This window comes from Streptomyces sp. NPDC015131 (assembly GCF_043079975.1).
In the GTDB taxonomy this organism is placed as follows: Bacteria; Actinomycetota; Actinomycetes; order Streptomycetales; family Streptomycetaceae; genus Streptomyces.
In genome coordinates this window covers 729985-743840 of sequence record NZ_JBIBVB010000003.1, presented here as the reverse complement: position 1 = coordinate 743840, position 13856 = coordinate 729985, and the positions used below count along the sequence as shown (strand labels likewise).

The following is a 13856-nucleotide window of genomic DNA, read 5'->3' as shown; positions in this document are numbered from 1 at the left end:
ACCCGGAGCCGCCGTCTACGACCCGTGGGCGGCGGCTCCGAGCGTGAAGTCGTCGTAGTGGAAGCCGGGCGCGACGACACAGGTGACGAGGACCGGCTCGTCCCCGGCCGGCTCCGCCGCCTGCCAGGTCCCTGCCGGGACCAGCAGCTGGGGCTGCTCCCCGGTCTCCACGGACGGCCCGAGCACCAGCTCCCACGGCTCCGACGGCCCGGCGCCCTCACCGCCCAGCAGGAGCAGCAGCGGCCCGCCGCGGTGCCAGAGCCACAGCTCGTCCGACCGCACCCGGTGCCAGCGGGACCGCTCGCCCGGATGCAGCAGGAAGTAGATACCGGTCGCGTACGTACGGGGCCCGGGGTAGCCGCGCGGCGTGAACACCCCCGCCGTGCGCCAGGTCTGCCGGTACCACCCGCCCTCGGCGTGCGGCTCCAGCCCGAGGAGCCCCACGAGCGGCGAGACCTCCCCCCGCCCGGCGCCGCCGTCCCCGCGCTCGCGGTCCACCCGCTCGCCGTCCCCGCGCTCGTCGTCCATGCGCCGCACCTCCAGCCGGTACGAGACCCCCGCCCAGGGCCGTACGAGCCCGGGGGCGCCGCGACGGGTTCCCCGGCCGCCCGGGGGAAAACTCCTGGCGGTCCACCGTGAGGCCCCGGCGGCCGGCCCGGGCGGCCGCGCCCGGACCGGTGCCGGCAGGCCCGAGCGGGACTTGTGCCGATTCCCGAACGCCGCCCCCGCTCGTTCCGTACGATCAACACCCGTACGGCCAACACCCGTACGGCGCAGCAGAGATGACGGGCGTGGGAGAAGCGATGACACTGCAGAACCATGGCCGGCCGGTCCTTCCCGCGCCCGGGCTGGAGATCCTCGTGGACGCCGACAGCGTGGTCGAGGCGGACGGCACCGAGACGAAGGGCCGTGGCCGGCGGGCGGCGCGCGACGCGGTGACCTCCGTCTTCGTCCCCACCGAAGAATTCGGGCGCAGCGTCGAGGGGGCCGTCGCGGCTCTCCAGTCGGTCTTCGAGCGGGCGGCGGCGGCCGGATCCGCCTTCCCCCTGCGCGAGGCGCAGGTGTCGTTCGAGATCTCCGCCAAGGGCGGTATCCAGCTCATCGGGACCAGCGAGGTGCAGGGCAAGGGGGCGATCACGCTGACCTTCGGTGCGCCCGGACCGGCATCGGACTGACCGGCGCATGGGAGCCCACCGCGCTCTGCTGCTCTTCGTCCCGGCCTACGCGTCGGAGGACTGGCCGGACCTGGAGTATCTCCGGGACGAGTACCGCGAGGTCCGCGCCACACTGGCCGACCAGGGGTACGAAATCGACGGTTCCAGCGGCTGCGACACGTACACCGCCGCGGAACTGCTCAAGCGGATGAGCCGGTTCATCGCCGACGCCGGCCGGGGCGAACGGCAGCTCGTCTACCTCAGCGGCCACGGCTTCCACCACGACGGGCGTCACTGGTTCGCCGGAGCGGACTCCGACGTGGGGCTGCTCGGCGCGCAGACGCTGCAGGCCACGAATGTGGAGCTCGGCAGCGACTGGGCCCGCCAGGTGGACCGGAGCGCGGTGGAGCAGGCCATGTTCGTCGTGGACGCCTGCCGGGACCGGCTCGTCCCGGAGGGCCGGGGAGAGCTGGGGTCCCCGCTCACCCCACCGGTCGGCAACGACCGGCTCAGCTTCCTCATGGCCTGCGAGCCGGACCGCCCGGCAGCCGTCGCCGGCCACGCCGAGGCCCCGGACGGGCGGTACAGCCTGTTCACCCAGGCTCTGCGGGAGGTGCTCGCGGACACGCAGACGGCCCTGTCGGCCGACCGGCTCCGCGACCTGCTGGAGAGCGCCATGGAGGACCTGCGGACGCGGCAGGCGAAACCCCCGCGTTCGCAGGTGCCCCGGCTCAGTGGCGATGAGGGCGGACCGCGGTTCGACGTGCTGCCGGCGCGTCCCGAGCCGGGCGGGGAACGCCGGAACCGGCTGCGGGACCATGCGGTCTGGTCGCGGACGACCGACCGCGCGGAGGCGACCGAACTGCTCGAGTAGGCCGAAACGGTCCTGGCCACCCTCGATGCCTGGCTCGTCAAGGCCGAGCGCGATCTGCGTGACGATCCCTGGCTCGACCGGGAGGCAGATCAGCGGGCCGCGACGCATGTGTCCGCACTCGTCGCCGGACTGCCGGAGGACATCCGGTTCACGCCCGCCGAGGCGGCGGTCCTCGCCCTGTCACCGGCTCTCTTCCACGGTTTCCGGGTGCGACTGCTGTCGCGGGCCGACCGGGACCTGGGCGCCGAGTGGGTGCACTACCCGCGGTTGCGCAGGCAGACCGACACGGCGACCGACCCCCGGCGCCGGCTGCGCGACCGCCGTGTCGTCGAGGGCTGGGTGCTGCACCGGACCAGGGCCCAGCCGGGCGACGCCCACAAGTACCCGCACGAGCTGCAGCGCTTCCTCAACACCCTGCTGGTCGGGACCGACGAGCTGACCGACGTGTTCGGCATGAACCTGGTCGGCTGGCTGTTCCGTGCCATGCAGCACGGAGGCGGGGTGCTCGCCGACCCGCCGTGGCTCACCGGCCGCCCGGGCGCCGCGCCGGACGTCCGGCCGGAGACCGTGGGGCTCCTGCTCTGCGTCGCGCAGATCATGGCGCTCGACCGGTACGAGCTGCCCGCCGTGCTGGTGGAGCACATCGGCGGGAGCGACCGGATCGGCCTCGCCCACGTACGGCGGACGATCGAGAACGCCCGGTGGGAGATCCCCGCCGGCGACAAGGCCGGTGGCACGCTGCGCCTGGTCGCCGAGTGCGGGCACCAGGCACTGATGGTCGCCCTCCAGGAGCGGACGAAGTCGCTCGACGGGCTGCTGTGCAGCGATCTCGCCGTACCCGGCCTGTCCCGGCTGCCCAGCAGGGCCTCCGGAGTGGAGGTGCGGCCGGAGAGGGACCCGGTCACCGGCAAGGACAAGTTCTTCCCCGTGGCCACCCGCTTCGGCCTCGACGGGACGCGGGTGCGTGAGCTGCTCGTCGGCGAACAGCTCTACGAGGACCGGCACCTGGCCGTCCGGGAGCTGTACCAGAACGCCATGGACGCCTGCCAGGTGCGGCGCGCCCGCGAGGCGGTCCTCACCTCGGCGGACACGGGCGAGCAGTGGGCGGGCCGCATCGAGCTGCGCCAGGGGGTCCAGGGCAACCGGCGGTACCTGGACTGCTTCGACAACGGCTCGGGCATGGGGCGCGGCGAACTCCTCTACTCCTTCGCCCAGGGCGGAGTCAGGCTCGCCCACCTGACGTCGTTCCAGGAGGAGAAGATCGAGTGGCTGCGCCGGGGCATCCCGTTCCAGGAGAACAGCCGCTTCGGGATCGGAGTGCTGAGCTATTTCATGCTCGCCGACGAGATCGAGGTCATCACCCGGAAGTTCAAGCCCGACGGTACCGAGGGCGACGCGCTGCGGGTCACCATCGCCGGGCCCGACCACCTCTTCCAGGTCATGCCGTACGAGCGGGACATCGACTTCCTCGGCGAGGCGTGCGGCACGCGTGTCCGCTGGTGGCTCCGCGACGACCTGCCGGACTTCTCCTGCGTCCACGCACTCCGTTCCGTGCTGGGAGTCGCCCAGTTCCGGACCACCGCGTCCGACGGCTCCGACCATGACGTGTGGGAACCGGACGAGTACCGCAGCCGCCCGCACACCGGAGGCGGCAGGAGCATCGACGCCGGGGGCACCATCGTCCAGGATCCGGCCGGAGAGGTCTTCTGGTGCGAGCACGGCGGAGCGCTGCTCGTCGACGGCATCCTCGTCGAGGGGCGCTGGTTCACCACCGACGAACGGACCGGGGAACGCCGGCCGGCGGACGCCATGCAGCTCCGGGGCGCCGTGGTCAACCTCAAGGGCAGGGTCGTCAAGGTCGCCGGGGAGGAGAAGGCGGCCCCCAGGCTCTCGGTGGACCGCAGTCACGTCGTCGACGACGTCACCGACACCATCTTCGGTCTGCTCAGGAAGAAGAAGGCGGTGCTCCGGCTGGCCGCGAGCGGGCTGCTCACCGAGCAGTGGCTGGCCGACATGGCGGACCATGAGCCCCTGCTCGCCGACGCGGTCGTGCGCGGCCTGGCCGGCCGGGGGGCCGAGCTGGACCATGGCAACGGCACCGCCGACATGGCACGCACGGGCTGCTTCAACTATGTCGACCGCCAGATGCGGACCAGCTGGCTGCGGCGCAGCGCCCCCGGCGCGGGGGCTCCGGAGGACCAGCTGCCACTGCTGCGGCTTCCCGCACACCTGGCTCTCTGGCGGCTGGCGGCGCACTTCCCCGAGGACGTGCGCAGGGCGCTGGGCCGGCTCTGCCCGGACGACCTGGAAAGCGCGGCGCTGCTGCCGGCGAGACCCTCCGACCTCAATCTCCTGCTGGACCAAGGTCTGGTGTACCGGCACGACCTGCCCTGGGCTCTCGACCCGCCCGTCGGGGCGCTGCACTCCCGTGCCCGCGCTCTGCACATGACCTACGGCTGGGTGGTGCGGCGCCTCACGGAACTCGGCCTCCGCCCGACGGCGGACGGCGCGGTCACCGATCTGCCGGTCACCGCGCTGCTGATCCTGACGAGTCTCGACGCGGACGGCGACGGACCCTGGCTCCGCCCCGGGGAGGACCCGGTGTCCGCACTCAACGTGCTGACGGCCGCCGAAGGCTCCGCGCTGACGGTCGAGCACGTCGTCCGGCGGGCGGCGGAGCTGGGATACGACACCGGCCGGTGTGCCGACCTGCTGGAGCCCGGACCGAGAGGCGAGCTGCTGCGCGTCCTGCTCAGTTCCCGCCTGGACGGCAGCGCGCCCTGGCTCCGGAGGAACAAGGTGGCCTATGTGTCCCACATCGTCGACGCCGCGCAGAAGACCGGCGTGGCAGTCGCCGAGATCCGGGCCGTCCTGCTGGAACAGGGCTTCATCCTCCCGGACCGCACCGACCTGCACGCACAGAATCGGCAATGGGTGCTGGGCGACACCCGCGAGGCACTCGCCGGGCTGCCCCACATGTACCGGCTCGCCCACCTGAACGGGAGCACCACCCGCGATGCCGCCCTGCGCCTCGCGGCGTACGGCTTCGACGTGCGCGATCCCGGTGACGACCGGCCCGCCCCACCGCATGCCGAGATGCTGACCGCGCAGGTGGCCGACGGGAGGCTGCTCCCCCTGCGCGCTCCGGTGACCCTGCTCGACCTGCACCGGCTGGCCCAGCGCTTCGCCCTCACCCTCACCGAGGCCCGTGACCGGCTCAGGTCGCTCGCGGTCGACGTGCCCTACGAGGAGCTGCCGGACGACGGGCTGGACGCCGTGGACCTCGCTCTCCTGTCGCGCCACCCCCGCTCCGGCCTGGCTCAGGGGCTCGACCCCCGCCATCCGGTACCCCTGGCCCATGTCATCGTCGCGGCCTTCCAGAACGGCATCGCGGTGGAGGACGCGCACGCGCGCCTGGCCCGGCTGGGCATGACCGTCGGCCCTCTTCCCGAAGAGGGGTACGAGTGGCTCGACCTGGCCGACGAGCAGCGCCTCGCCCGCTCGTGGATCCCGTACGAAGGGCCCGCATCCCGGAAGGTCCCGCTCGCGTACGTGATGTGCCTGGCCATCGACTACGGGTGGAGCACCGCCGAGGCGGCCGAGCGGCTCCGGCTGCGCGGGATGCTCCTCGCGGAGCCCGACGGGGGAGTGTGGCCCACGCCCACCGAGCGGGACCGCGTCCTGCTCAGCTCACGGCGCGACGGCCAGGCGCCGTGGCTGTCCTTCTACGGACCGGTCAACACGGTCCAGGTGGTGGAGGCGGCACAGGCGCTGGAGATTCCGGTGACCGAGGCCAGAGCCGGGCTGCTGGAACTGGGCGTGACGGTGTCGGGGTGGGGCAACAGGCACACGTCCAGCCTCGACGACCCGCTGTTCAGGCCCCTGGACCAGGCCGCCCGGCGGGAGGTCGAGGGGCTCGCCCGCATGGTGGAGGCCGGCACCCCGCTGCCGGCCGCCTACGCCTGGATGGTGGCGAGCATGGGCGCCGAAACCGTCCACCGGATCGCGCAGCGGCTGAGGGCCGCCGGCATCGCCGTGCAGGAGGCCGACTACCCGGACGAGTACGCCAGCGAGCAGGACGTGATCGTGCTGCGGGAGCACGCCTCGTCGACCGGCAGCTGGCTGCCGCTCGACAGGCCGGTCGACCTCGAACACCTGCTGGTCGCCGCGCACCGGCTGTGCACCACCGTCTCCGAGGTGGCGGACCGGCTGCGTGCTCTCGGACTCACGGTGGCGCCGGTCGAGGAGACGGTGAGGGAGGCCTGGGCGCGCGTACCGCTGAGCGACTGAGCCGGGCGGGTGCCGCTCGCGTATCCAAGGGCGGAGACGCCGGGGACAATCGGTCCCGGGGACAGCCCTGTGGAGAGGCAGGCCGGCGATGACGCACACCTACCGGACGACAGCGGGCGGCCACAGGAACGGTGGCGGGCCGCCCGGGTGGCGGGGGAGCGCCGCGCGGTACGCGCTGCTGCCGCTGCGGATCTTCCTCGGGGTCACCTTCGTCTACGCCGGGCTGGACAAGCTCACCGACGACCGGTTCCTGGCCGCCTCCGGCACCGGGTCGATCGGCGAGACCATGCGGGCCGTGCGCGACTCCTCCGCCGTGCCGTGGCTGGTGGACCTGGCGCTGAAGAACCCGGAGGGCTTCGGGTACGCCATCGCCCTGGGCGAGGTGGCCGTCGGGATCGGGACCCTGCTGGGGCTGCTGGCGCGCCTCGCGGCGGCGGGCGGGGCGCTCATCTCGCTGAGCCTGTGGCTGACCGTGAGCTGGCAGTCCGACCCGTACTACTACGGCAACGACCTCGCCTACCTGATGGCGTGGCTGCCGCTGGTGCTGGCCGGCGCCCCGGTGCTGTCGGCCGACGCGGCCCTGGCGGCGCGGCGCCGGGCGCGGTAGCCGATCCAGCCCGCCACGCCCGCGAGGGCCAGCCCCGAGCACAGCAGCGGCGGCAGGGCGTACCAGGGGGCGTGCCAGGCGCCGGCCGCGTCACCGGCGTACAGCGCGGCGACCGCCAGCCCGGTGAGGCCCATGATCAGCCGGCCGGGCAGGAACGGGTGGCGCCAGGCGCCGCGGGACTCAGGACGTGGCACGGGTGACCTCCACCTGTCCGACCGAGACCTCCAGGACGAGGTCCAGGGTGCCCGCGGGGGCGGTGCCCCGGGGCGGGGCGATCGTCCGGACCGCCTCGACGTCCGGGGCGATGTCGACGTCGTCGGCCGCCTCGGTCGGCAGCCGCAGGTCGCCGAAGCCCACCTGGGCGTTCACACGCACGGTCGCGTCCCTCGGGACGATCACATGCAGGCGGCCCGCGCCGACCTCGGCCGAGGTGCGGGCCGTGCCCTTCGCCGGGACGTCCAGGCGCGACAGGTCCAGGGTGCCGACCCCGGTGCCCAGCTCGTAGTGCGGGCGCAGCTCCGCCGTGGCGGCCGGCCGCCAGTCCGTACGCACCCACTCCGTACCGATCTGCCGGGGGATCAGCGACGCGCCCGCCAGGAGCACCGAGGTGAGGACCGTCATGACGATCGTCCCGGCGCCCGTCCGGCCCCGGAACGCGCTGACCACCAGGGCCAGCGCGAACACCACCAGCGCGCTCACCAGACCGGTCTGCAGCGCGGTGCCCAGCGGCCGCGCACCCCAGGACAGCCCGGTGCCCAGCCCGCCCGCCACCAGCGCCAGCAGGAAGACCGGCCCGCCCAGGGAACGGGGGCCGCGCGCCCCGGTGGCCGCCGGCGCGGCGCTCCGCGCGGGCCGCCGCAGGATCGCGTCCTCCACCCCGGCGCCGTCCTCCGGGCCCCACAGGTAGCCGAGCGGCACCGGCCCCGACGTACCGTCCTTGACGATCGGCTCCCGCCACCACGACGGCGACTCGGGCGGCGGCGGGGCCTTGGTCTCCGGCGGGGCCTCCGCCGCCGTGTGCGCCGTCGCCGCGGCCGCCACCGCCTCGTGCCCGTCCGTCAGCCGGCGCCGCTGCGACCAGACCGCCGCCCCGCTCACCGCGATGATCAGCAGCAGCGAGAAGGAGACGGTGTTGCTGTTGCCGAGCATCGACAGGAACAGCCCGCAGCCCACCAGCGCCATCAGCAGCGCGATCAGCGAGGCGCCGTCCACCCGGCCCGACACCAGCCGCCGCGCCTCGTTCTCGTCGTCGCCGTCCGCCGTCACCAGCAGCCACGCGAAGCCGTAGAAGAGCAGGCCCAGACCGCCGGTCACCGCGAGCACCCCGATCACCACCCGGAAGATCACCGGGTCCATGTCGTAGTGCCGGCCCAGCCCGCCACACACCCCGGCCACCACCTTGCGCCGCCGGGTGCGCCGCAGCGGCGGGTGGGGCGGCGCTCCGTCGGCCTCGGCGGCGGGAGCGGGGGTCGTCTGCGTCATACGACCATGGTGACGGCCCCCGCGCCCCACCGGGACCGGGGACGACCCTGGCCGAACCCTGATATCGCCCCCGGGCCGGGTGCGTGGCCGTCGGGGCGGGGCCGGGGCTCGGCGTGTGGCTGAAGCCCGGGGGCCTGTCCGGTGCGGGGGTCGGGGCCGGGGCCCGGCGTGTGGCTGCGACCCCGGGGCCGGTACGGGACCGGGTCCGGGGCCTGTCCGGGCGGGGTGGGCCTCCGGTCCGCCCCGGCGGGTCGGGGTCGGGTCCGGGGCGGGGTGGGGGATCGCCCTGATGCCCGCGCGCGGCCGGGCGTGTGACGATCGGGGCATGCCCGCCGCCACCCGCCCGCCCGAGACGACCGACGACCCGCCCGCGCGCCGGTTCTACCGCAGCGCCGACGGGCGCATGCTCGGCGGCGTCGCGCGCGGTCTCGCCGGGCACCTCGGGCTGCCCGTCATTTGGGTGCGGCTGGTCTTCCTCGCCCTGTTCCTCGCCGACGGTCTCGGCGTGCTGGTCTACGCCGTCTTCTGGATCGTCGTCCCCCTCGGGGTCGGCGGGCGCTCCGCCGAACCGCGCTCCCTCTTCGCCACGGCGCCCGACGGGCGGCGCCGGCTGCGCAAGCCGGACAAGGGGCAGGTGGTGGCGCTCGTCGCGCTCACCGTCGGGGCGATCGGGTTCGTCACCAGCGTCGACCTCGGCAGCGACGCCAACCGGTACGTGTGGCCCACGCTCCTCGTCGGCGTCGGCGTCGTCCTGGTGTGGCGGCAGGTCGACAACTCCCGCCGGGCCAGCTGGACCGAGCCGGGCCGCCGCAGACGCATCCTCCAGCTGGTGCGCGGCCTCGCCGGGGTCGCGCTCGTCGGCATGGGCATCACCGTCTTCATGGTGGTGCGCGGCTCGGCCGCCCAGCTCGGCACCGCGCTCACCGCCTCGATAGCGGTGCTCGCCGGCATCGCCCTGCTCGCCGGGCCGTGGCTGGTGCGGATGTCGCAGGACCTGTCCGAGGAGCGCACCATGCGCATCCGCGCCCAGGAGCGCGCCGAGGTCGCCGCCCACGTCCACGACTCCGTACTGCACACCCTCACCCTGATCCAGCGCAACGCCGCCGACCCCGGCGAGGTCCGTCGGCTCGCCCGCGCCCAGGAGCGCGAGCTGCGCAACTGGCTGTACCGCCCCGAGGGCACCGGCAAGGACGAGGACCAGGAGCCCGGCACCCTCGCCGAGGCGGTCAAGCGCACCGCCGCCGAGGTCGAGGACAAGCACGGCGTCCCCCTGGAGGTGGTCGTCGTCGGCGACTGCCCGCTCGACGAGGCGCTGTCGGCGCAGATGCAGGCCGCGCGCGAGGCCATGGTGAACGCCGCCAAGTACGGTGGCGGGGGAGGGGCGGTGCAGGTGTACGCGGAGGTCGAGGGCCGCACCGTCTTCGTGTCCGTACGGGACCGGGGGCCGGGCTTCGACCTCGACGCCGTACCCGCCGACCGCATGGGCGTACGAGAATCGATCATCGGCCGGATGCGGCGCAACGGCGGCACCGCGCGGCTGCGGTCGGTGCCCGGCGGCGGCACCGAGGTGGAGCTGGAGATGGAGAGGGCGATGGAGAGGGCGGACGGATGACCGACGAGACGACGACCCCCGGCACGGACGGGGCGGACGCGGGGCGCCGGGTGCGGGTCGTGCTGGTGGACGACCACCGGATGTTCCGCACCGGCGTCCAGGCCGAGATCGGGCGGACCGAGACGACCGGCGTCGAGGTGGTGGGCGAGGCCGCCGACGTCGACCAGGCGGTCACCGTGATCACCGCCACCCGCCCCGAGGTGGTGCTCCTCGACGTGCACCTGCCCGGCGGCGGCGGGGTCGAGGTGCTGCGCCGCTGCGCGAGCCTGATGTCCGCCCCCGAGCGGCCGGTGCGGTTCCTGGCGCTGTCCGTCTCGGACGCCGCCGAGGACGTCATCGGGGTCATCCGGGGCGGGGCGCGCGGCTATGTCACCAAGACGATCACCGGCACGGACCTGGTCGACTCGATCTTCCGGGTGCAGGAGGGCGACGCCGTGTTCTCGCCCCGGCTGGCCGGCTTCGTCCTGGACGCGTTCGCCTCGACCGACGCCCCGCCCGTGGACGAGGACCTGGACCGGCTCACCCAGCGGGAGCGCGAGGTGCTCCGGCTGATCGCGCGCGGTTACGCGTACAAGGAGATCGCCAAGCAGCTGTTCATCTCGGTGAAGACGGTCGAGTCGCACGTCTCGGCGGTGCTGCGGAAGCTCCAGCTCTCCAACCGCCACGAGCTGACCCGCTGGGCCACGGCCCGCCGCCTGGTGTGACCCCCGCCCGCGCGGGCGGCGGGAGTGCGTGAGGCAACCGGCACAGGAGTATGTGAGGCAACCGGTACAAAGGAGCGGCAACCGTACGGCCGGCCGGCCCCTCCTACTCACCGTGATGAGCCTGACAGGTACTCCCTTCCTCGTGACCGCGGTCGTCCTGGCCGTGGTCGCCGTCCTGCTGCCGCTGGCGCTGTGGAGCCGGGTGCGCGGCCCCGCCGTCGTCCGGGGCGCCGTGCGGCTGGGCATGGTGGCCTTCGCTCAGCTCACCGCGATCGTCGTGGTCTTCGTCGCCGTGAACAACGTCAACGGCCTCTACGACAGCTGGGACGACCTGCTGGGCACCAGCGACCACGTCGACACCGCCATCGACCTCGGGCCCGACGGCCTCGGCGGCCGGCGCGTCGCCGACCTGCCCAGGGCCCGGCACACCTTCACCCCCGCCGACGACCCGGCCCTCGGCCCCGGCGTCCTGCGCACCAGCCTCAAGGGCGGCCTGTCCGGGGTGAAGGCCGAGGTGTACGTGTGGCTGCCGCCGCAGTACGACGACCCGGCGTACAAGAACCGGAAGTTCCCCGTCGTCCAGCTGCTCTCCGGCTTCCCCGGCTCGCCGAAGTCCTGGTTCGTCGGCATGCACGCCAACACCCAGCTGGAACCGCTGATGCGCGACGGCACGGTCGAGCCGTTCATCCTCGTCGCGCCGCGCACCCAGCTCCTCGGCCACACCGACACCGGTTGCGCCAACGTGCCCGGCCGGATCAACGCCGACACCTGGCTCAGCGTCGACGTGCGCAAGGCGGTCACCGACTCCTTCCGCGCCCTGGACACCGCCGGCGGCTGGGCCGTCGCCGGCTTCTCGTCGGGCGCCCACTGCGCCACGAAGCTGGCCATCGCCCACCCCGACCGCTACCGGTTCGGTGTGAGCATGTCCGGCTACAACGACCCGGCCGCCGAGCCCTCCTCCCTCACCGGCAAGGACCCCGCGCTGCGGCGCGCCCACAACCCGGTCACCATGCTCCGGTCCGCCGCCGTCCCGCCCCGGGTGACCCTGCTTCTTACCGGCGACGGGGGCGACGGCTACCAGCAGGGCCTCGCCCTGCGCCGGGTCGCCAAGGCCCCGACGCGCGTCGACGTCCAGCAGGTCTACGGCGGTCACCGCGTCAGCACCTGGGTGCGCGAGGTGCCGTCGGTCTTCCGGTGGCTGACGCAGCAGTACCGCGCGGAGAGCGCCCCGGGCGCGGGCGCGGGACCCGATGGCGGTGCGGAGCCGGGTGCCGGTGCGGGGTCGGGGGTCGGTTCCGGTTCGGGTACGGGGCCGGGTGCCGGTGCGGGGTCGGGTGCCGGCGGTCGTACGGAGTCGGGCGCGGGGGGCGGTTCCGGTACGGGTACGGGGCCGGGGGACGGTTCCGGTACGGGTACGGGGCCGGGGGACGGTTCCGGTACGGGGACGGGTACGGGGCCGGTGCCGGGGGCGCTGCCCGTACGGCAGCCGTGACCGCCCGGGCGCCCCGGGCTCAGGCCACCCGCGTCGCGCCCGCCCAGGGCATTTCGTCGATCGGCGCGATCCGGACCGGGGCGCCCGGGCGCGGGGCGTGGATCATCCGGCCGTCGCCGATGTAGAGCCCCACGTGGCTGACGCCCGCGTAGAAGAAGACCAGGTCGCCCGGGGCCAGCTCGGAGCGGGACACCCGCCGCCCGGCGTCGATCTGGGTGTACGTGGTGCGCGGCAGCGACACCCCCGCCGCGCGCCAAGCGGCCTGGGTGAGTCCCGAGCAGTCGTAGGCCGACGGGCCGGTGGCGCCCCACACGTACGGCTTGCCGAGGGCCCCGTGCGCGAAGGCCACCGCCCGCGCCGCCCGCGCGCTGCCCGCCCGGACGGGGCCCGGCGCCGGGGCGGAGGCCGCCGCGGTGGACGGCGCCTCGTAGGCGGCGCGCTCGGCGGCGGTGAGCCGGGTGAGGAGCTTGTCCGCCGCGGCGATCCTGCTCCGCACGGTCGCCTTGTGCCGGGCCAGCTCCGCCTGCCGGGCCGTCAGGTCGCGCAGTCGGCCCACCGCCTCGGCCCGCAGCCTGGCCAGCTCGGTGGCCTGCCGCTGGGCGGCGGTCACGGCCGTCGCATGGCGGTCGCCGACCCGGTCCGCGAGGGCGGCGCCCCGCAGGTAGGAGTCGGGGTCGCTGGACAGGGCGAGCTGGGCGGAGGGGCCGAGGCCGCCGCTGCGGTACTGGGCGGCCGCCACCGACCCGAGCGCGTCGCGGGCGGCGTTGAGGCGGGCGGTCCGGCGGGCGGCCTCGTCCTGGAGGGCGCCCAGGGCCGCCGTGGTTCGCCGCACCTCCTCGCGGGCGCCGTTGTACCGCTCGGTCGCCACCTCCGCCTCCCGGTACAGCCGGTCGGCCTGGGCCTCGACCTGGGCGGCGGTCTGCCGGGGCTCGGCGTGCCCGGAACCCTCGAAGGCGGTCGCCGTGGCCGCCCCGGCGAGCGCCAGGGTGACGGCCGCGCGGCCGCTCAGCGGGTGCTGCTTGGGTCTCCGGTGCGCTGCCACGGGGGTGGTCACTTCCTTCGGCGGGGGTCGGTCGGCCTGGGGGAGGACGCTAGGCCGGGCGGTCACGGCCGAGCGGGGGCATGACCGCTATTGGCCGCGACTGGCGGTTCACGACCGGAAGCGACGGGGCGCGCACGTACGGAATCTCGCCTTCCGTATCGGCCGTGACCGATGGGCCGAATGAGGTGACCCTTACCGCCGAACGGTGGTATCGCCCTGGCTAGGCTCCGCCCCATGGACGTACTCATCAATGTCTTCGTCGCGCTGCACGTGATCGGTATCGCCAGCCTGCTCGGCGGGTTCCTGACCCAGATGAAGGCGATGGGCGAGGGTACGGCGCGCTTCGGTCCGGCGATGCTGCACGGCGCGCTGACCATGCTGATCACGGGAGTCGTCCTCGTCGGCCTCAACCAGGCCGACGACCAGACCGTGAACAACGTCAAGATCGGCGTGAAGCTGGCGATCCTGGTCGTCCTCCTCGGTCTGGTCTACGTCAAGCGGGACGAGGAGCGCGTCGACAAGGCCGTCTTCGGAGCCGTCGGCGGCCTGACCATGGCGAACATCTTCATCGCCACCCTCTGGACCTGACAGATCCGAAC

Annotated in this window: 12 protein-coding genes; 8 read left to right on the top strand and 4 right to left on the bottom strand. The window is 74.3% G+C overall.

The window, feature by feature from the left end:
- Positions 1–15 precede the first annotated feature (15 nt).
- On the bottom strand, positions 16–528 hold the full coding sequence (locus ACF08D_RS14580; RefSeq protein WP_392222949.1) for a cupin domain-containing protein: 513 nt from the start codon (positions 526–528) through the stop codon (positions 16–18).
- Between the two features lie 275 nt (positions 529–803).
- Here ACF08D_RS14580 and ACF08D_RS14575 point away from each other — a divergent pair, with 275 nt between their 5' ends.
- The 4 genes from ACF08D_RS14575 to ACF08D_RS14560 all read left to right on the top strand — a co-directional run bounded on the left by ACF08D_RS14575 (position 804) and on the right by ACF08D_RS14560 (position 6925).
- A complete protein-coding gene (locus tag ACF08D_RS14575) occupies positions 804–1175 on the top strand; it encodes a hypothetical protein (protein WP_392222948.1) in 372 nt (123 codons plus the stop codon).
- Between the two features lie 7 nt (positions 1176–1182).
- Positions 1183–2028 carry a caspase family protein gene (locus tag ACF08D_RS14570; RefSeq protein ID WP_392222947.1) on the top strand — a complete coding sequence of 282 codons (846 nt, stop codon included), beginning with the start codon at positions 1183–1185 and terminating at the stop codon, positions 2026–2028.
- Positions 2029–2136: 108 nt separating this feature from the next.
- Positions 2137–6318 carry a hypothetical protein gene (locus tag ACF08D_RS14565; RefSeq protein ID WP_392222946.1) on the top strand — a complete coding sequence of 1394 codons (4182 nt, stop codon included), beginning with the start codon at positions 2137–2139 and terminating at the stop codon, positions 6316–6318.
- Positions 6319–6406: 88 nt separating this feature from the next.
- Positions 6407–6925: a DoxX family membrane protein gene (locus ACF08D_RS14560; RefSeq protein WP_392222945.1), complete on the top strand. Its 519-nt coding sequence runs from the start codon at positions 6407–6409 to the stop codon at positions 6923–6925.
- Here ACF08D_RS14560 and ACF08D_RS14555 read toward each other — a convergent pair.
- Complete coding sequence (locus tag ACF08D_RS14555) at positions 6835–7119, bottom strand: hypothetical protein (protein ID WP_392222944.1); 285 nt, start codon at positions 7117–7119, stop codon at positions 6835–6837. The two genes, ACF08D_RS14560 and ACF08D_RS14555, sit on opposite strands and share 91 nt — an antisense overlap.
- Complete coding sequence (locus tag ACF08D_RS14550; protein WP_392222943.1) at positions 7106–8407, bottom strand: PspC domain-containing protein; 1302 nt, start codon at positions 8405–8407, stop codon at positions 7106–7108. Before ACF08D_RS14550 ends, ACF08D_RS14555 begins: the two co-directional genes overlap by 14 nt.
- Before the next feature lie 325 nt (positions 8408–8732).
- Between ACF08D_RS14550 and ACF08D_RS14545 the strand changes: the two genes are divergently transcribed.
- From ACF08D_RS14545 to ACF08D_RS14535, 3 genes are all read left to right on the top strand, one after another.
- On the top strand, positions 8733–10019 hold the full coding sequence (locus ACF08D_RS14545) for a PspC domain-containing protein (protein WP_392222942.1): 1287 nt from the start codon (positions 8733–8735) through the stop codon (positions 10017–10019).
- On the top strand, positions 10016–10723 hold the full coding sequence (locus ACF08D_RS14540; protein WP_392222941.1) for a LuxR C-terminal-related transcriptional regulator: 708 nt from the start codon (positions 10016–10018) through the stop codon (positions 10721–10723). Before ACF08D_RS14545 ends, ACF08D_RS14540 begins: the two co-directional genes overlap by 4 nt.
- A gap of 115 nt (positions 10724–10838) precedes the next feature.
- Entirely contained in the window at positions 10839–12215 is a 1377-nt protein-coding gene (locus ACF08D_RS14535; protein ID WP_392222940.1) for an alpha/beta hydrolase, read from the top strand.
- A 19-nt stretch (positions 12216–12234) separates the two neighbouring features.
- On the opposite strand, the gene ACF08D_RS14530 is transcribed toward ACF08D_RS14535, so the two are convergent.
- Positions 12235–13257, bottom strand: a complete 1023-nt coding sequence (locus ACF08D_RS14530) for an NlpC/P60 family protein (RefSeq protein WP_392222939.1) — start codon at positions 13255–13257, stop codon at positions 12235–12237.
- A 234-nt stretch (positions 13258–13491) separates the two neighbouring features.
- Here ACF08D_RS14530 and ACF08D_RS14525 point away from each other — a divergent pair, with 234 nt between their 5' ends.
- Positions 13492–13845 (top strand): hypothetical protein, encoded by a 354-nt coding sequence (locus ACF08D_RS14525; RefSeq protein WP_392222938.1) that lies wholly within the window; start codon positions 13492–13494, stop codon positions 13843–13845.
- Positions 13846–13856 lie beyond the last annotated feature (11 nt).

Coding starts and splice junctions, on each gene's coding strand:
- ACF08D_RS14560 (WP_392222945.1), top strand. CDS start 6,407: ATGACGCACACCTACCGGACGACAGCGGGCGGCCACAGGAACGGTGGC.
- ACF08D_RS14550 (WP_392222943.1), bottom strand. CDS start 8,407: ATGACGCAGACGACCCCCGCTCCCGCCGCCGAGGCCGACGGAGCGCCG.
- ACF08D_RS14535 (WP_392222940.1), top strand. CDS start 10,839: ATGAGCCTGACAGGTACTCCCTTCCTCGTGACCGCGGTCGTCCTGGCC.
- ACF08D_RS14525 (WP_392222938.1), top strand. CDS start 13,492: ATGGACGTACTCATCAATGTCTTCGTCGCGCTGCACGTGATCGGTATC.
- ACF08D_RS14545 (WP_392222942.1), top strand. CDS start 8,733: ATGCCCGCCGCCACCCGCCCGCCCGAGACGACCGACGACCCGCCCGCG.
- ACF08D_RS14575 (WP_392222948.1), top strand. CDS start 804: ATGACACTGCAGAACCATGGCCGGCCGGTCCTTCCCGCGCCCGGGCTG.
- ACF08D_RS14580 (WP_392222949.1), bottom strand. CDS start 528: ATGGACGACGAGCGCGGGGACGGCGAGCGGGTGGACCGCGAGCGCGGG.
- ACF08D_RS14540 (WP_392222941.1), top strand. CDS start 10,016: ATGACCGACGAGACGACGACCCCCGGCACGGACGGGGCGGACGCGGGG.
- ACF08D_RS14570 (WP_392222947.1), top strand. CDS start 1,183: ATGGGAGCCCACCGCGCTCTGCTGCTCTTCGTCCCGGCCTACGCGTCG.